We start from the raw sequence: 18,809 nt of genomic DNA, 5'->3' as shown, positions 1-18,809 counted from the left end.
CTACCTGATAATTAGACAATCTTAGTCAATGGAGACGCTTATGAAGATCATTTTAGCCACAGTCATTTTATTCTCGACACTGACGTCTGAATCTCACGCAAAACTTAAGTGTAATCCTCAAAAGTCTCTAGAGATCTCTTGCTCTGACATCAAAGATCACAAGAGAGAAGGCTTCTGCTTAAAGATAGCAAAGAAAGATAAATTAACAGAATCAAAGAAAGTAAGAATTTGCCAATCATTACCAAGAAAAATGAGAAGGAAATAATTAAGGAGTTAACATGAAAAACCTAAAAAGAAATTCAATCATTGCCCTATTACTTATCGCTTTTGTATCTATTTTCAATAGTACATCTGCAGTAGCAAACGAAGCCGATACTTCAAGCGCGCAATTCGAATCTACAGATGATTCGACTTCAAGCTCTTCATCTTCAACTTATGTAAGTGATGACGAAGAAGAGGAAACGACGACAACTACAACAACGCTTGATGACGATACTTCATCATTCAACTCTGCAGACTCTGACTCAGATATTTAATTAAAGAATAGCTCCAAGGGCATCTGCTCTTGGGGCCTTTAAGATAAAATCTCTTCCACACACGCCAATAATTCTTTAAAACGCACTGGCTTCTTAAATACTCTTTTAACATTTTCTGGAAGCTTGGCGGACTCGACATCTAAATATCCAGTCACAAAAATTATTTTATTAAAGCTTGGAGCTGACTCACCTATTAGCCTGGCCAATTCAAAACCATCACCGTCGGGCATTTTAACATCACTTATCACCAGATCGAACTCTCCACTCGAGAAGACTTCTGCACCTTTATTACCACTGTGCGCAACAGTGATATCATGTCCACGGGACTCAAATAAATCGGCCATCATTTCACAGATTTGAATTTCGTCATCGACGATTAAAATTTTACTCATAGCATACCTCAAGAAAAATTGTATCATCACTCTAGGCCTACAAGGCGCACAAAAAGCGCTTTTCTCTCAATTCTTTTTCTGTAGCTTTTACAATGGTGCCTTATTTCAACTAGATAGAACATTAAAAGACACGAAGCAAAAAGAAGAACGGTTGTCTATTGAGCATCTTTCATATAAATACTTAATTTACTGATTATATTAACAAAACCGGTAGATCTATGTCTGAAAACATTTTAAGTATTAAAAACCTAACAATTGAATTTAAATCAGAAGACGAAACTGTTCGCGCAGTAAAAAGTCTAAACCTCGATATCCCTAAAGGTAAAACTGTTGGACTCGTTGGTGAATCTGGTTCAGGAAAGTCTGTTACATCTCTTGCGATCATGGGACTTATTCCTAACCCTCCAGGGAAAATATCAGAAGGACAAATTCTCTTTCATGGTGAAGACTTAACTAAGATGAGCCAAGATCAAATGAGAAAAATCAGAGGTAATAAAATCGCAATGATTTTCCAAGAGCCGATGACTTCTCTAAATCCAGTTTATACAGTTGGTAATCAAATTGATGAAGTTCTTATGCTTCACCAAGATAAATCCGCAAAAGAAGCGAGAAAGAGAACGATTGAACTATTAGATGAAGTTGGTATTCCTTCTCCATCTGAGTCAGTTAATAAGTACCCTCACCAAATGTCTGGTGGTCAAAAACAAAGAGTTATGATTGCCATGGCCATGGCCTGTGAGCCAGAGCTCTTAATTTGTGACGAGCCGACAACTGCACTTGACGTTACAATTCAGAAGCAAGTTCTTGAGCTTATGTTTGACCTTCAAAGAAAACATGGAATGTCGATGCTCTTCATTACTCACGACTTAGCAGTTATTGCTGATATCGCTGATGAAGTTGCCGTTATGTTCCGTGGTGACCTAGTTGAGAAAAATACAACAAAGAAATTATTTGAAAACCCAGAGCATCCTTATACTAAAGGTCTTTTAGCTTGTAGACCGTCACTGGTAGAAAATACAAAGAGACTTCTTACTGTTGAAGACTTCGTAGGTGGAGTTGCTGCTGATGAGAAGAACCTTGAGCCTTTAAAGAAAGAAATCAAGGTTGCTAGAGAAATTGATGAAAACGAGAATCCTGTCATTCTAGAAATCAAAGGATTCAAAAAATACTTCCCAATTAAGGGTGGGCTATTTGGAAGAACAGTCGATCACTTCAAAGCGGTAGATGATGTTAATATTAAAGTTAGAAAAGGTAGAACTTTAGGGCTTGTTGGTGAGTCAGGATGTGGGAAGACGACTTTAGGTAGAAGTATCCTTAGATTGATTGAGCCAACTGAAGGTGAAGTTTTCTACCATGGACAAGATATTACAAAGATCACTCCAGAAGAGATGAGAATACTTAGAAGAAAGATGCAGATTATCTTTCAAGATCCGTACTCATCACTAAATCCAAGAATGACTATTGGAGATATTATTACTGAGCCAATGGTTATCCATAATATTGGAAACTCTAAGAAAGAAAGGTATCAAGTTGCCGCTGACCTACTTGAAAAAGTTGGCCTTAAAGGTGATCACCTAAATAGATATCCACACGAATTCTCAGGTGGACAGAGACAAAGAATTTGTATCGCCAGAGCACTTGGACTTAAGCCTGAGTTCATCATTTGTGATGAGTCTGTTTCGGCCCTAGACGTTTCAGTACAGGCCCAAGTTCTAAACCTACTACAAGATCTTCAAGATGAATTTGACCTTACTTACATCTTCATTTCTCACGACTTGTCAGTTGTTAAGTATATCTCTGATGAGATTTGCGTTATGAATAAAGGTAAGATTGTAGAGTATGCAACGTCTGACGAAATCTATAAGAATCCAAAAGATCCTTATACGCAAAAATTACTTGGCGCTATTCCGAAAGGGATTCCAAAAGAGCTTCTTCAAGATCAACAATAAAAAACATAGACCCTCACTTAGTGAGGGTTTTTTTTTGCCTAATTTCAACACATTGCAAACTTACCTTTGGGAAATTCTAACCAGATAGATATATTATAGTTTCATTCACATTTCCATGTTATAACTTATTGATATATAAGATAAGTTAATAAAGTTAATTTATTTAGATTAACTTTATTAACCTGCGGAGTTATACAAAATGACTACTACAGAACTAGGAAAATACATTTTAGACAATTCTGGCTTTGTACTACTAGTGCTTGCACTTAACTTTGGGATTCTCTTTCTCATTAACGCTTCTTCGTCTATTAAGGCGTCAATACTAAAAGACCTTATCTATATTCCAGCTAGAAATAGAAAAGAAAATGTCCTCCTCCTAGGAGGGCTGGCCATGGCCTTTTCCAATATAATAGTTATGCACAATATCTACTCTAGTGATGTGGTGGGTACTAGCGATAAATTTTCGGCCCTAGGATATATTCTCGGCGTTTTTATTTTAACTATTCAAGGATACCTAGACGATAAATTTGAACTTTCTATTAAGGCCAGACTTATAGCTCAAGGTTTTACGCTCCTAACCTATTCTGTCTTTTTACACTTTATTTTCCCTATTCAGAGCTCTCTGGCATTTATTCTGCTAATAGTGATCTGGGGCTTCGGAATATTGAATGGCTCACATATAATTGAAACAGCTCAAACTATGAGTATAAAAGTATCGACTTTGATACTCTTCTACTTCTTTGCTGTCGCTTACTATTTTAATTTCTTACACCTAAGTTATATTATCGCACTTGTCTGGGTGCCGATTGCATGTTTTTGGATCTTTAAACTATTTAAGAAAAATATACGCCTAGGTGAAATTGGCCCTAATGTTCTGGCATTAAGTTATATTTTTATAGCAACTCAAGTCTATTTGAGACTTACAGGTATAATGTCACAAACGAGTTCGTTACTTATCGTACTCATTCCACTTTCCATTCCTATGGGTGAAGTTTTCTTTAATTTGACGAAGAGACTTTTTCAACGAAGTTATAAAGATACTAAGAGAAGCAATCTCTTTCTCCATGTACTTTCTAATGAGAATGAAAGGTTTGTTTCTCACCAAATTACAAAGATTGTAAGTATGTACACCCTGATTATGATGACTTCATTCTTCATTATTGCCTACTATGGTGGAACGGCTAAATATATCTTGGCCTTTTTCACGACAACTCTTCTATTAATGGCCTCTTACTTTCTTCAGGCCAAGAAATGCTCTGTGCTTTCGAAAGAAAAAAGGGATTTTGGAAATATTAATAATTTCTCTCACGACAACGGTCTCATTAAAAAAGATTTAGTCGAAACCTTCGATGTAGACTCAGAAAACGAATAGGCAAAAACATACTTATTATCATTCAAAACTTATGAATTAATGTATAATTATTAGGTATTTGTTAGGGAGATATTAGACAATGCCTATAATTTCATCATCAACACTAAAACCATCAAAGCTTCTAAAAAATGGACATATTCAAACTCTTTATCCGTACTTCTTTAGAAAGGTAAAAGATGTTTCTTACTCAAGAAAGAGATTATTTACTAGTGATAATGACTTTTTAGATATTGATATTAGTGATGTGAATTCAAAGAAACTACTAATACTCTCTCACGGGCTGGAGGGTTCATCAGATACTCAATATATTCGAGGAATGACTAGGCATTTTAATAATGTTGGTATCGATGTTGTTTCTTGGAATATGAGAAGTTGTTCAGGTGAGTTGAATTGGACAGAGAAGTTTTATCACGCAGCAACTATTTCAGACCTTGAAATGGTCATCGACTTTGCTCTTGCACAAAAAGAATATGAAGAAGTATACCTTCTTGGCTTTAGCCTTGGCGCTGCTCTGACGACAAACTACTTAGGTCTTAAGGCTAAATCAGTTAATTCAAAAATCAAGAAGGCTGTTGTTTTCTCTGCTCCTTGTGACTTAAAGTCATCTATCAAAGAGCTTTCAAGGCCAATTAATAAAATGTACTTAGAGAACTTTCTAAGTACTATGAGAAATAAGATCCTTGAAAAGCATCGCACTATTGGCCTAAGCAAAGTCGATATTAAAGACCTTAGTAAAATAAAGACATTTCAAGATTTCGATAACAGGTTCACAGCTCCACTACACGGGTTCATTGATGCCAATGATTATTATGAAAAAGGTAGCTGCAAGGATAAGATCAAAAATATTGCAATTCCAACACTAATGGTTAATGCCAAGAATGATCCCTTTCTTGGAGATGACTGCTATCCTGTTCATGAAGCAAAAGAAAATAAGAACTTCTTCTTAGAGATGCCTCAGTCCGGTGGTCATGTTGGTTTCTTAGAAAGCTTGAGAAAAGATGTACTCTGGTCAGAGTTGAGAGCTCAGGCCTTTATATTTGATGATGAAATAAGAAGGGCCGAATAATTCGGCCCTAAGTTTTAATCTCTAATTGTTAAACTATAGTCATTCGCTGCGCCTTTATATCCGTAAACTTGAACATAATACTTACCTTTCGCTAGAGACTTAGTTACCTCTTCAACGTTTTTAGTACTAAGAGAGCTCGCTACTACTTTCTTATTCTTATCAAAGATTTTCATATCAAGATCGCCTCTACTATGAGTGAACTCAATTTTTACAGAAACACTACTTGTTCTAGAGACCTCAAAAGAAAAGAAGTCGTTCTCATTCTTTGATAAGCTATAATCTTCAGAGTGATTTGTATCTAAGGCCTTAGCTGTTTCAAATGAGTCGTTCTCTACATTCTGCGAAGAGACAGTTACATGCATTTTATAAGTGTTTACAGCACCTTTATATCCAAAGACTACAAAGTATACTTTCTCCCCTGTTGATACATATGAGAATTCTTCATTATCACTTGATGATTCAACTTTCTTTACAACTCCACCTGAGCTATTTACTAAGTAAACATCTAGGTCTCCCTTTGAGTGAGAGAATTTAACAGAGACAGAGACTTGTGCTCCACGTGCAGCTTTTAATGAGTAATAATCTAGGTCATCAGAGCTCTCAACGCTAAGTCCACTTAGGGTTTCGCTAGATCCCTTTAGTGAAAATGCTTTTGAAAGAGTATTATTATCCTCTGTTTGATCTCCAGAGCTTGGTGTTCCACCACCAAGTAAACTTGGAAATCTCGCATTTATCACTGGTACAATTTCACTCATCTTTACGGCATAATTCTCGTAACCTCTCCCCATTCCATTATTTCCAAGGCCTGCGTGATGGAGACCAACGACTTTATGAGAACTGGCATCAAACATTGGTGATCCTGATGATCCCCCTAAAGTATCAGCATTATGTGTATACTCATCTGCTACTTCAGTAATACTTCCCTTGGAATATTTCTTAGTCCAATCACAGTTTCGACTAGAGTAGTAATCACAATTTTGTTGAACAATATAAACTGAAGTCCCTGTGCTTTTATGAGAAGAATCGATCTCAACAAACCCAAACTTTCTTCCCGGACTTCCCGAACACTTTAAAAGTGCGAAATCAAACTCAGCATTATTCATTAGAAAGGTACTACAGTCATACTCTTCCCAATTAGATTCTGAAACCCCTTTGAGGTGTCTAAAGCTTGCCGTCACACCTTCAGCATAGGCAGCCGAAGGAATACAATGCTCATTAGTCATAAGAACATCTTCTGAAATTAAAAAGCCCGTACATCTTGAGCCCATCACTGGTAAAGTTACATCTGCTACAGGAGAAGATGCTTTTCTAATAGAATTTGTCGTTGATAGATCGGAAATTTCTTTCCAATCAACAGATCCAATAATGATTTGAGAATCAAAAAGGGCCGGGTCACTTGAGCTTGTCTCATCGTTTTTTCCACATGAAATAACAAGGGCGAAAGTGAATGTTAGAAGTAAAAGGTTCTTTGGTAGGCATTTTAATGAGGTGATCATCATAATTAAGGACTCCCTTTCCTAAGTATGAATTTTCCAGAAAGAACATCTGGAAAAGTTGAAAAAGAATATACCTAGAGGGATGAGTAATGACTCATGTTTTTTACTAACAACTTCTTGCAAGAAACTCTTAAAAATTTTTTCCAATTTTTAAGAGTTTATACTTCTTTGTTTTAAGGGATGGTCACTTTGACACTTGATTTTATCAATATAGATCGACGATTGAGAGGTCTCCATCTTTTAAAGAGCGTATTTCCTTTGGGAGAACAGAGACGATTGTCTCTTCAAGAGCATCAATTATCTTCTCTTTTAGAAAAGTTCTTCCGTATACGATAGAAACTTCTCTCGTTGGTGCTGGCTTGTGAAACTCTCTAATCATTTTCTTTCTCTGAGTACTCAAGTCTAAAGTTGCGAGATATGGAAGAAGAGTATAGCCAGAACTTTGAACGACTAAGTTCTTCAATGTTTCTAAGTTTCCAGATTCAAATCTTAAATTCTTATAACTACTCATTTCAAGATTCATAGTACAAACCTTCAAGACTTGAGTTCTAAGACAATGTCCTTCGTTTAATAACCAGAGACTATTCTTAGAAAGATCTGACTCTCTTACTTTCTTCTTCTTATATAAATCTTGATCAGGAGATGTAAATAAATAGAAAGGCTCAAAGAAGAGAACCCTTTCAATTAATGAAGGCTCTTGTAGCGGAGTCACTAAAATTGCAGCATCAATCTCTTCTTTATCTAAGAGTTCAATAATTTCATCTGTCTTAAACTCTTCAATCACTAACTCTACTCGTGGATAGTTGTCGGCAAACTTCTTAGCGAAGAGAGGAATGATATAGGGAGCGAGAGTTGGAATAACTGCAAGTCTAAACTTTCCAGAAACTTCTCCTTGTGAGTTTTCGAGTATGTGAAAAATTCTATTATACTCCTTGATCACAACCTGAGCTTGCTTAATAACCTTCTCACCTTCAATTGTCGGAAGAATAGGAGATTTCGAGCGATCAAAAATAATGATCCCTAACTCGTCTTCTAACTTTTGCAACTGCATACTTAGAGTTGGCTGAGTCACATTGCACTCTGCTGCTGCCTTTTTAAAGTGACGATGCTTATTTACTGCAACGACATACTCTAGTTGTGTTAAAGTCATAATTTTTTCTCCTATTAATTGCCTTAATAAGTATAATAAAGATAATATCACTCTACAATAATGCTTTTAAAAATCAGGGGAGCTTCGGCTGAGAGGAGTATTAACTCGACCCTTTACTTGATGCAGGTAATGCTGCCGTAAGGAGACCAATGAAAGAATTAAATCCTTCTATTAATCTAATTGATACTATTTCTACTCTCGACTGGATTGTATTTTGCACAGTACTCATTCTCACTGGCGCAAGTGTCATCTGGGGAATGTCAAAAAGAGAGAAAATCTCTCAAACCCAAGATGAGAGTTCGACTTATCTAGACCTTCTACTAATGGGAAGGCAGCTCACACTTCCACTCTTTATCGCGACACTCGTAGCGACTTGGTATGGAGGAATTTTTGGAGTAACTGAGATAGCTTTTAACCAAGGGATATTTAACTTCGTCACTCAAGGGGCATTCTGGTACGTGGCCTATATTATTTTTGCTTTCTTTATCATTAATAAAATATCCCATATGCAAGCTGTGACACTACCTGATCTTATTGGAAAGATGTTTGGTCCAAAATCTGCTAAATTAAGTGCGGTATTCAACTTCTTCAACGTCCTGCCTATTGCCTATGCAATTAGCCTTGGTATTTTCTCTCAAATGATCTTTGGTGGTGAGCTTTGGCTAAATACAACAATTGGTGTTTTCTTTGTACTTCTCTACTCGATGTGGGGAGGATTTAGGGCGGTTGTTTTCTCTGACCTCGTTCAATTCTTTGTCATGTGCTTAGGCGTATTCTTAGTTCTCGCTATGAGTGTTGCGAACTTTGGTGGACTTGGGTTCTTAAAAGAGAGCTTACCTTCAAGTTATTTTTCCCTCACCGGTAGTGTTGGAATTGGGACAACATTAGTTTGGGGATTTATTGCTCTCTCTACCTTGGTCGATCCAAACTTCTATCAAAGGTGTTTTGCTGCAAACTCTCCTAAAACGGCCAAGAAGGGTATCCTAATCTCAACTTGTATCTGGTTTTGCTTCGATATTTGTACAACTTTTGGAGCTATGTACGCTAAGGCCACTATGCCCGAAGCCAATTCCGCCCACGCTTACCTTTTATATGCGGCACAGATTCTGCCAGATGGACTAAGAGGATTTATGCTCGCTGGTATATTGGCGACAATTCTCTCCACAATAGATTCATACCTCTTTCTAGCCGGGACAACATTGGCCTACGACTTAGCACCTAAGAGGCTTAGGTCTAAACCGATGATGCATCACTTAGGGGTTCTACTTGTAGGAGTTTTGGCAATTATAATGGCACAAGTTTTCAATGGTGATATTAAAACGGTTTGGAAAACTCTTGGAAGCCTATCGGCGGCTTGTCTACTCTTTCCAGTTCTCTTTGGATATATTTTCCCTGGAAGAATTAGCGATAAGCAATTTGTAACAACTTGCCTACTCGGCGTTATTACAACTTCCTATTGGCGCAACGCAACTCATCAAGGATTCTGGCAAAATGTTGACGAGCTCTATATCGGAGTTTTAACAACGGGAAGCACCCTTGTAATTTTCTATTTTTATCCACAATTTAAACAACTTGCCTCAGCGCGCAAAGGTTAGAAAAAAGCTCTGATTTCGTGCCATTTTATTATCTTTGAATTATTCTTGTAGACTTTAAAATCAAGTAAAAAAAGGATAATTCGATGAGCACGAATCCTACTAATGAAGAAAAAAATAAACAAGCACTTAACTACCATAATGGGGAAAGACCGGGAAAAATTGAAGTTGTCCCAACTAAGGCCTGCCTAACAGCGGAAGACCTTTCTCTAGCCTACACACCAGGTGTTGCAGTTCCTTGCCTAGAAATTGCAAAGAACCCAGAAGATGCCTTCAAGTACACAAGTAAAGGAAACCTTGTTGGAGTTATTTCCAATGGAACAGCTGTTCTTGGACTTGGTGATATCGGGGCCCTCGCAAGTAAGCCAGTAATGGAAGGAAAGGGAGTACTCTTTAAGCGCTTCGCAGACGTTGATGTTTTCGATATTGAAGTTAATGAGCCTACAGTAGAAGGGATGGTAAACGTTGTTAAATCTCTTGAACCTACTTTTGGTGGTATTAACTTAGAAGATATTAAAGCTCCTGAGTGTTTTGAAATTGAAAAGCAATTAATTGAAAAAATGAATATTCCTGTTTTCCACGATGATCAACATGGAACGGCTATCATTGCTTCAGCAGGTTTTATCAACGCGATTGAAATTGCTGAAAAGAAAATGGATCAAGTTAAAGTAGTTTTCAGTGGAGCCGGAGCTGCTGCAATGGCATGTGCAAAACTATTCTTTAATTTAGGTGTAAAAAATGAAAACCTTTTAATGTGTGACTCTAAAGGAGTTATCTATAAAGGTCGTGAAAACGGAATGAATATTTATAAGGAAGAATTCGCAGTTGAAACTAATTGCAGAACTCTTGCAGACGCACTTGATGGTGCAGATGCATTTATCGGTTGTTCAGCGAGAGGTGTTCTCAATGCTGACATGGTAAAGACTATGGCAAAAGATCCAATTATCTTTGCAATGGCAAACCCAGAACCAGAGATTTATCCTCATGAAGCTCACGAAGTAAGAACTGACGTTATTATGGCCACAGGAAGATCTGACTTCCCTAACCAAGTTAATAATGTTCTTGGATTCCCATTTATCTTCAGAGGAGCTCTAGACGTTAGAGCAACTAAGATTAATGACGAGATGAAACTTGCTGCAGTTAGAGCGCTTGCTAGTCTTGCAAAAGAAGAAGTTCCTGAAGAAGTAAAAATGGCCTATGCCGGACAGAACTTTAAGTTTGGTAGAGAGTACTTAATCCCTAAGCCATTCGATACAAGAGTTCTCACAAGAGTCTCACCTGCAGTTGCTAAAGCTGCAATGGACTCAGGTGTAGCAAAACATCAAATTAAAGACCTTAACGAATATGCTAAGCAACTAGAAGAAAGACTTGGAAGCTCGGCAAGATTCCTTAAGTCTCTAAGAGACAGATTGAGCTCTAGAGTAGAAAAGAATAAGAAGAAAACAAGAGTTGTTTTTGCTGAAGGTGCGAATACGAGAATTCTTGAAGCAGTTAAATTGCTACAAGAGGAAGGAAGAATCGAACCAATTCTCCTAGGTAATAAAGAAATTATCTTAAAGAGAATGGATAAACTTGGTCTATCTGGACTTAAAGAATTGGAAATTATCGAACCTACAAAGCATGAAAGATTCAAAGAGTTCTACAGAGAATATTGCTCAATGAAACAGAGAAACGGCGTAAGTATCTACCATGCAGAAGATAAGATGGCACAAGAGAATTACTTCGGCGCCATGATGGTTAGAAAAGGAATGGCCGATACAATGCTCTCAGGTCCAACTCTAAGTTACCCTGAGTGTTTTAAGCCAATCATCAACGTTGTTGGTACACAAGAATCAATGAAGGCCGCTGGTGTCTATATCCTTATTTTTAAGAATAGAATTCTCTTCTTAGCTGATACTACTGCTCAAGTTGATCCTTCACCAGAAGATCTATGTGATATTGCAAAGTCTACTTCAAAACTATTTAAGCAACTTATCAACAGAGATCCAAATATTGCATTTGTAAGTTACTCTAACTTTGGTTCAAATAATCATCCAGGTGCCAAGAAGATGAAACAAGCTGTAAAGCTATGTCATGAGCGCTACCCATCACTAAACGTTGAAGGTGAGATGCAAGCAGATGTTGCAGTTAATGCTTATATCAGAGAAAAGCTCTTTAGCTTTGCCGATATGAAAGGACCTGCGGACATTCTAATATTCCCAGATCTAAACTCTGCAAATATTAGTTACAAACTCTTACAGCAATTAAGTGATGCTGATGCAATTGGACCAATTCTAGTAAGTATGAATGATACAGTTAATATTATTCAAAGAACGGCTACAATTTCTGAAATTGTAAATATGTCTAATATCACTGCACTACTAGCAGAAGAAGAGAAAGAGGAGTAGTAATGGCCTTCACTAAGAAAATCGTTAATACAGACCTTGCCCCAGCGGCAGTAGGAACATATTCTCAAGGAGTAGAGCACAATGGTGTTTTCTACTTCTCAGGACAAATTGGTATTGACCCAAAGACTTCTGTATTACTGGAAGGTTTTGAAGCACAACTAAATCAGATTATGAAAAATATCGATGGGCTTTTAGAGTCTCAAGGTATTGATAGAACTCACATTATCAAAACGAGTATCTTTGTTACTGATTTAGGAAAGTTCAATCTCGTGAACGAAGCTTATATTAAATACTTTCAAGAGCCATATCCAGCAAGAAGCTGTGTTGAAGTTCCAAATCTTCCTAAAGGTGCACTTGTTGAGATTGAAGTTATAGCAGCGAGATAAGATGTTTAAAAAGAGATATATTTTTGAAACGCAGAGAACTAAGATTTTAAGATATTTACAGAATATCGTCTTTATCTCTCTCGTTTCAATTATTCTCTACGCCATCATGTCTCTTATCTTTGTTCTCATCGCGAGAAACTATAATCAAGAAACAGAGAAAACTTTTTACAATAGATCTCCCGACCTAATTGTCGTCTTTACAGGTGACTCGGGAAGAATCCCTCTAGCTGTTCAACTAGCAAAGAAATACAAACAATCTAATATCTTTATTACAGGTGTTTATTCCAAGAACTCTGTGGACAGTCTTCTAAGGCCCCTCAAAATTGATGAGGAAATAGATACAAACCTTCTCACTATTGATTACTTGGCAAGAAATACAGTTGAGAATGTCATCTCTACGCTTAGACACTTAAGAGAGAGAAAGGGAAATAAGAAGATTATTGTTATTTCCCATGACTATCACGTCATGAGAATAAAGCTTATCTTCAATAAATTAATGGAAGCCGATGATGACTACCAACTCTACTTTTATAGTGTAGAGTCAGATTTTGATAATATGAGAAATATTAAAATCGTAGCAAAGGAAGTTTATAAGTGGATTAGAACTTATGGCTTTCTGATGCTGTGGTCACCAGAATAGCCATAATTTAAACCTCGCGAGTCGGTCTCTTAATAACTAATCTCTTACCTTTTTTGGTAGATTCATTTTTAAATTGAATATTTTCTTTAACTTGATAAATTTCTTCAGAGAGATTTAAGAGTTCTTCTCGTTTGCTCTCATTCTCACTTGTTTTTTGATCTAGTTTATTATCTATCTCAATCATATCTAAGCTTAACTTATCCCTCTTCGCACGTAACATTTTAAGCTGATTATCAAGAGAGTTTCTCTTAGAGACTTCTTCATTAAAGATAATTCTCTTCGTCGCATAGCTCTCAGAAAGGCTTGCAACCTCTTGTCTTAAGCTGAGAAGTTCTTCTTCCCCCTCTCGGGTTTGATCACTACTGCGACTATCAGATCGCTTCTCTAATTCTTCTATCTTTGAGAGCATATCGTTTTTCTTAAGCTTACAGCTTGCGATTTCTTTTTCTATATCTTCTCTATTCTTTCTTAAGTGAACTAGGCTCATTTGAAGATTGGCGTACTTCTCTTCCAATTCCTCTAGTAAATTATCCTCATGAGAGTAATTCGCTTTATACTTATCTAATTCTTCATGAGTCTCATTAATCTCTTTAGAAGTTTGAGCGACCTTTTTCATGACTGCTCTTTTTCTAATACTGAGCTTTTCAACTTTCATCATCTCAACACTTTCTCTTTCTTTTAAAGAACGTAAATAGAGCCTTTCACTCTTTAACTTTTCATAGAGTGAATATGTTTCAAGATCAAGTTCTCTAACTTCTTTAGCCAGCCTTTGATTCTCTTCTCTTGTTAAAGATAAATTCTTTGAGACTCTTTCATGAGAATCTCTTCTTCTTGCCAATAGATCTCTAGCTTGATCTCTCTTACTTTCAACCTCTGAAGTTTTCGCTTCCTCATGTGAAAGCTGTACCTTTCTTTCACGTATCTCTAACTCTTTTCCTTCAACTTGGAAGTAAAGATCATCAATATTCTCTTGGAAGTTTAATCTAATATTTTTATTCTTATTAATTTTAACGTCTAGTTCTAATATGGAGTCTTCCCTAGCATCAACCTCTCTATGCAATTCTTCAACAGAGGTCTTTACTTCATTTAACTCTTTCAAGCTTCTTTTTAGTACGACTTCTTTTTGCTCAATTCTAGAATCAAGAGCTGAGATAACATTCTTAAGACCACAACTGATCTGTAGTTGCTCTTCTAGTTCATTTAGTAAGTTCTTTCTCTCTATTTTTTTATTATTTAGAATCTCTTCTTGAGATTTAAGATCATCCCTTAACTCTAGAATTTCTTCCTTAGCTTGATCAATTTTTCTGCGTACATTAGTAACCTGCTCATCTAAGCATTCTTTATATAGGGTTTCTTTCTCTAACTTTTCGAGATAATAGAACTTCTCATCTTCTGCTCTCTTAAGGCCTTTGTTTTCACTAGAAGTCTCAATCTCTAAAACCTCTATTTCCTTTTTCAAATTTATTAAATTTCTTTCCATATAAGAGATATCTTCTTTTAGAGCTCTCTTACTTTTCTTGGATTCATTAATATCTCTACTTAAGGACTCTATTCGCTTTTCGAGAGCATTTACAGAGCTCTGAGAATTTTTCAACTCTCTCTCTAGCTCCTCAACTCCGTGGGCCTTCTCAGATAGAAGCTCTTCCTCAAGCCCTTCTTTAACTTTTAACTTATCGTATTGCTTCTTTGACCTAAGTAACTTTTCATCTAAGTCATTCTTTTTTGAATCTAGAATGAGAACTTCCTTCTCAACATCTCGCTTCTTATTTAATGACTCATTTACAAGAGCATCGATTCTAACCTGAGATTGCTTAAGATCAGATATTTTTGATAATAACTTGCTCTTTTCAACTTCTAATTTTGATAGGTCTAGCTCACAGTTACTAAAGGTTGCTTGATAGTGACTTATCTCCTCTAATGTTCGGCTTAGCTCATCTTGATTTAAATCAAGATCTTTTCTAAGAGCCGAAATCTCATTATTTATATTAGATATTTTAAGAGAGAGATCTTCTTTCCTAGTATTAGATAATTCTATTTTTTGTAGAACTTCATTTAAAAGTCCTCTCTTTGAGTCTAAGAGTTCTGTCTTTGTTGCGTACTCTTCACTTAATTGTTGAGCTTCATTACTTAACTTTTCGAAACTCCCCTCTTTAAGAGTAAGGTCATTACTAATATTTTTAATTTCACTCTCTAGCTCTTCTACTCTTTTCGAATATTCGATAACTTCAGAGTTAAGATTTTCAATATTTTCTTTATATTCTCTTGCTTCATTATTTAAGCTTAATTCTTTTTCGCTTAATTTTTTAATTTTAAATTCAAGGCTATTTCTTTGAACTCTTTGGTCTTCTAATTCCTTATTTAAAACAATATATTCGTCAAAAGAAGCTTCAACTCTTCTTTCCTTAGCTAATAAATTATTTGATAACTCTTTGATTTGAAAAGTGAGCTTATCCCTCTTTGATATACCAGCATCAATATCTGAAATTAAGCTATCTAAAGTGTCATTTAACTCACTCTTATTTAAATATTTCTCATGAATATTTTGAGTTGCACGCTCTCGTCTTTTCTCGAGATCCCTTCTTACTAACTCAAAACCTTTCTGGATTAATTTATCCTTAAAATTACCCATATAACCTACTTTGAACTATAGAATATTCATTTAATATTATGACTTGAACTGGGCTCTATTATTAGAGGGAAGATTTTACTAAACAAAATGGTAAGTTATTAAAAGAAGATGCTTTGACCGACGATTGAGATCAATTACTGAAACTTTAAAACGTTATCAGGCAAGTTTTCCTCATGTACAACTAAACGCAAATGAGATCTTTTCTTAAGTTTTGGAGAATTGCGAACTATCTTATCATTTTCAAATGAGAGTCGATCAAATGGAGCGGATTCACTCACAAGTTCCTCTTTGGATTTAAAAAGAAGAATTTCGGCCTGTAGGACTTCAAATTTTCTAGGGAGCTTATTTTTAGACAATGTAAGTAGAGACTTCTCTTCATCACTTTTCATAGAAAAATATTACCAAACCGTAGGACCACTAAGAATAGGGCAATATCTTCGACGCTTACACTCTATTTACTGAGATAACTTCTTCAATGGCCTCAACTGAGCTAATAGTCTTTAAGAGTTCTGAAAAGTCATTTACCTCGATCTCAAAGATAAAGCTCCCCTTTCTATCCGGAAGGGACTTTGCCAAAGCAGATCTAATATTAACTCCTAAATTGTTAATATTCTTAGATATCTGCGAGAGAATACCTGGCTTATCGTGAGTTATAACTCTAATATTCACAGGGTGCTTAAATGAGAAGTCAGAGTTCCACTCTACACTTACTCCTCTACCAACCTCAGCAGAGTCCACTCGATTACACCTCGTAGTGTGTACAGTGATTCCACGTCCACGAGTAATGTAGCCTGTAATAGGATCACCTGGAATTGGGTTACAACAACGTGCCATTCTCACCATAACGTCATTCATTCCATCAACGATTACGGCATTATCTTTATTAGATTTTCGACGTGCTGATTTAGATAGTTTCTTAGAGAAGCTATCTATTTCATTAAGTTCGTTAATTGCATTTTCATCTTCATTTTGTTTTAGTGATGGAAATTCTTCAACAACTTGCTTTGCAGTGAATTTTCCAGAACCAACATTTATAAGAAGGTCATCCTCATTAGAAACACTAAGAGATTTTAAAACCTTAGGTAGTTCATTTAGTTTAAAAGCATTTTTCATTGAAGTACCAACAACTCTAAATGCTTTTTCTAAAATTTCTCTACCAACTTCTTTATTCTTTTCTCTCTCAACTTTTAAAAGCCATTGCTTAATTTTTTGCTTGGCCTTTGATGACTTTACGATATTTATCCAGTCTTTATTTGGAGTCTGAGACTTACTTGTTAGAATTTCAACAGTATCACCTGACTTAAGAGTATAGCGAAGAGGAACCATTCTACTATTTACTTTTGCACCAACGCATTTATGTCCAATCTCTGTATGAACAGCGTAGGCAAAGTCTAATGGAGTCGCACCATAGCGCAGCTCTCTCACATCTCCATCTGGCGTAAATACGAATACTCCACCAACATCGAGATCGTTCTTTACCACATCCATGAAGTCGTCATTATTATCGACACTCTTATTGAACTCAAGAAGCTCTTGGACCCAATCAAGTTTCTTGGCGAAACCATTCTTGCCTTCTTTATACTTCCAGTGTGCAGCGATCCCTCTTTCAGCAATCTCATCCATTTCCTGAGTACGAATCTGAATTTCAATTCTCTCGGCCTTTGGACCAATAACTGTCGTGTGAAGTGATTGGTAGTTATTCACCTTAGGAATCGCAATATAGTCCTTAAATCTTCCTGGAATTGGCGTAAAAGAAGAGTGAATAATACCAAGGGCCTTATAACACTCAGTAATATTACTTACGATCAGTCTAAATGCTAAAACATCTTGGATCTGCTCGAAGTCAACTCCTCTTGCATTCATTTTCTTATAAATTGAATAGAAGTGTTTAGATCTTCCTTTAACATCACTCTTTACAGAGTACTCAAGGAGCTTTTCTTTGATAACATCAATTGTTTCTCTAATGTAAACATCACGCTCAGATTTCTTCATCGCAACTTTTTCAGCCAAGCGATAGTAAATTTCAGGCTTCATAAACCTTAGACAAAGATCCTCTAACTCTCCTTTTACCGAGTTAATACCGAGTCTACTCGCAAGAGGAACATAGATCTCTAACGTCTCTGTCGCTATCTTCTTTTGCTTCTCATCAGAGACGTATTGAAGAGTTCTCATATTATGCATTCGATCAGAAAGCTTTACGATAATAACACGTAGGTCTTTGGCCATGGCCACAACCATCTTTCTGAAGTTTTCTGCTTGAGATTCTTCTTTCGTTTTAAATTTAATTTTCGAAATTTTAGTTAGCCCAACAACAATCTGAGCAATCTCAGGAGAAAACTCCTTTTCAATTTCTTCAGGTGTTACATCACAATCCTCGACAACATCATGGAGTAGTCCAGCAATAACACTGTCCATATCCATTCTTAACTTTACGAGTGTTCCTGCAACGTTGAGAGGGTGAATGATATATTCTTCCCCCGAACTTCTCATTTGTCCTTTATGCGATTTTTCTGCAAAGAGATAGGCCTTTCTAAGAAGTGCAAAGTCTGCATCTGGATAGTAAGCTTCCATTCTCTTAACTAGTTCATCAATATTTAAATCGCGCTCGTGTGAGAAGTCTAATCGGTGAAACATTTAATTCTTTACCTTATGAATTTAAAATTTTTGTAATTACATCTTTAAGATCATTGAAAGCGACTTCCAACTCTTCATTCTTTACACAAAAGTCGTAGTCATCTTTACGTAAAACTTCTCTTTTTGCATTCTCAAGCCTAATTTGAATAACACCAGTGCTATCAGTACCTCTCCCTCTAAGTCTCTTCTCGAGTTCAACAATAGAAGGCGGAGCAATGAAGATAATTTGTGCTTTATCTCCAAAGTAGGCTTTAAATGAATCTGCGCCCTGTACATCTAAATCAAATAGCAGATTCTTACCTTTCTCGAGCTCAGACTCAACAAATGATTTAGAAGTTCCATAATAGTTAGAGTGAACCTTCGCCCACTCAAGGAACTCGTTGTCATCCTTCATCTCAAGAAAAGTCTTTTCATCAATAAAGTTATAGGCAACACCGTTTTGCTCACCTTCTCTGATAGGCCTCGTTGTATAAGAGACAGACTCAATCAACTCTGTAAACTCAGCCTTAACCTTCTTTATTAAAGTTGATTTTCCAGTCCCAGAGGGTGCGCAAATAACAATTATTTTACCAATACTCAT

Annotated in this window: 16 protein-coding genes; 9 read left to right on the top strand and 7 right to left on the bottom strand. The window is 36.3% G+C overall.

Going from position 1 to position 18,809, the window contains the following annotated elements; all coding sequences use genetic code 11:
• The first annotated feature begins 40 nt into the window (after positions 1-40).
• Both BMS_RS02455 and BMS_RS02450 read left to right on the top strand, forming a co-directional pair.
• The gene (locus BMS_RS02455; RefSeq protein WP_044557212.1) at positions 41-265 is read left to right on the top strand and encodes a hypothetical protein; all 225 of its coding nucleotides are present in this window, start codon (positions 41-43) and stop codon (positions 263-265) included.
• Positions 266-278: 13 nt separating this feature from the next.
• Positions 279-536 (top strand): hypothetical protein, encoded by a 258-nt coding sequence (locus BMS_RS02450; protein WP_014243205.1) that lies wholly within the window; start codon positions 279-281, stop codon positions 534-536.
• Positions 537-574: 38 nt separating this feature from the next.
• On the opposite strand, the gene BMS_RS02445 is transcribed toward BMS_RS02450, so the two are convergent.
• Positions 575-928 carry a response regulator gene (locus BMS_RS02445; protein ID WP_014243204.1) on the bottom strand — a complete coding sequence of 118 codons (354 nt, stop codon included), beginning with the start codon at positions 926-928 and terminating at the stop codon, positions 575-577.
• 218 nt (positions 929-1,146) lie between these two features.
• On the opposite strand from BMS_RS02445, the gene BMS_RS17880 reads away from it, so the two are divergent.
• From BMS_RS17880 to BMS_RS02430, 3 genes are all read left to right on the top strand, one after another.
• Positions 1,147-2,877: an ABC transporter ATP-binding protein gene (locus BMS_RS17880; RefSeq protein ID WP_014243203.1), complete on the top strand. Its 1,731-nt coding sequence runs from the start codon at positions 1,147-1,149 to the stop codon at positions 2,875-2,877.
• Positions 2,878-3,076: 199 nt separating this feature from the next.
• Complete coding sequence (locus tag BMS_RS02435) at positions 3,077-4,249, top strand: MraY family glycosyltransferase (protein ID WP_014243202.1); 1,173 nt, start codon at positions 3,077-3,079, stop codon at positions 4,247-4,249.
• Between the two features lie 79 nt (positions 4,250-4,328).
• Entirely contained in the window at positions 4,329-5,315 is a 987-nt protein-coding gene (locus BMS_RS02430; protein ID WP_014243201.1) for a YheT family hydrolase, read from the top strand.
• Positions 5,316-5,329: 14 nt separating this feature from the next.
• Here BMS_RS02430 and BMS_RS16605 read toward each other — a convergent pair whose 3' ends face one another.
• Together BMS_RS16605 and BMS_RS02420 are read right to left on the bottom strand one after the other, a co-directional pair.
• Positions 5,330-6,814 (bottom strand): serine protease, encoded by a 1,485-nt coding sequence (locus tag BMS_RS16605; RefSeq protein WP_014243200.1) that lies wholly within the window; start codon positions 6,812-6,814, stop codon positions 5,330-5,332.
• A 202-nt stretch (positions 6,815-7,016) separates the two neighbouring features.
• Complete coding sequence (locus BMS_RS02420; protein WP_044557211.1) at positions 7,017-7,961, bottom strand: hydrogen peroxide-inducible genes activator; 945 nt, start codon at positions 7,959-7,961, stop codon at positions 7,017-7,019.
• 149 nt (positions 7,962-8,110) lie between these two features.
• Here BMS_RS02420 and BMS_RS02415 point away from each other — a divergent pair, with 149 nt between their 5' ends.
• From BMS_RS02415 to BMS_RS02400, 4 genes are all read left to right on the top strand, one after another.
• Positions 8,111-9,556 (top strand): sodium:solute symporter family protein, encoded by a 1,446-nt coding sequence (locus tag BMS_RS02415; RefSeq protein ID WP_014243198.1) that lies wholly within the window; start codon positions 8,111-8,113, stop codon positions 9,554-9,556.
• An 83-nt stretch (positions 9,557-9,639) separates the two neighbouring features.
• On the top strand, positions 9,640-11,940 hold the full coding sequence (locus BMS_RS02410) for an NADP-dependent malic enzyme (RefSeq protein WP_014243197.1): 2,301 nt from the start codon (positions 9,640-9,642) through the stop codon (positions 11,938-11,940).
• Positions 11,941-11,942: 2 nt separating this feature from the next.
• Positions 11,943-12,326 carry a Rid family detoxifying hydrolase gene (locus tag BMS_RS02405; protein WP_014243196.1) on the top strand — a complete coding sequence of 128 codons (384 nt, stop codon included), beginning with the start codon at positions 11,943-11,945 and terminating at the stop codon, positions 12,324-12,326.
• Between the two features lies 1 nt (position 12,327).
• Positions 12,328-12,966, top strand: a complete 639-nt coding sequence (locus tag BMS_RS02400; protein ID WP_014243195.1) for a YdcF family protein — start codon at positions 12,328-12,330, stop codon at positions 12,964-12,966.
• A 7-nt stretch (positions 12,967-12,973) separates the two neighbouring features.
• On the opposite strand, the gene BMS_RS02395 is transcribed toward BMS_RS02400, so the two are convergent.
• The 4 genes from BMS_RS02395 to gmk all read right to left on the bottom strand — a co-directional run bounded on the left by BMS_RS02395 (position 12,974) and on the right by gmk (position 18,809).
• Entirely contained in the window at positions 12,974-15,595 is a 2,622-nt protein-coding gene (locus tag BMS_RS02395; RefSeq protein WP_014243194.1) for a coiled-coil domain-containing protein, read from the bottom strand.
• Positions 15,596-15,729: 134 nt separating this feature from the next.
• Complete coding sequence (locus tag BMS_RS02390; RefSeq protein ID WP_014243193.1) at positions 15,730-15,984, bottom strand: hypothetical protein; 255 nt, start codon at positions 15,982-15,984, stop codon at positions 15,730-15,732.
• Positions 15,985-16,039: 55 nt separating this feature from the next.
• Positions 16,040-18,229: a RelA/SpoT family protein gene (locus tag BMS_RS02385; protein ID WP_014243192.1), complete on the bottom strand. Its 2,190-nt coding sequence runs from the start codon at positions 18,227-18,229 to the stop codon at positions 16,040-16,042.
• Positions 18,230-18,242: 13 nt separating this feature from the next.
• Positions 18,243-18,809, bottom strand: a complete 567-nt coding sequence (gene gmk / locus BMS_RS02380; protein ID WP_014243191.1) for a guanylate kinase — start codon at positions 18,807-18,809, stop codon at positions 18,243-18,245.

It is taken from the genome of Halobacteriovorax marinus SJ, assembly GCF_000210915.2.
GTDB classification, from domain to species: domain Bacteria; phylum Bdellovibrionota; class Bacteriovoracia; order Bacteriovoracales; family Bacteriovoracaceae; genus Halobacteriovorax; species Halobacteriovorax marinus.
This window is presented reverse-complemented; position numbering and strand designations above follow the sequence as displayed.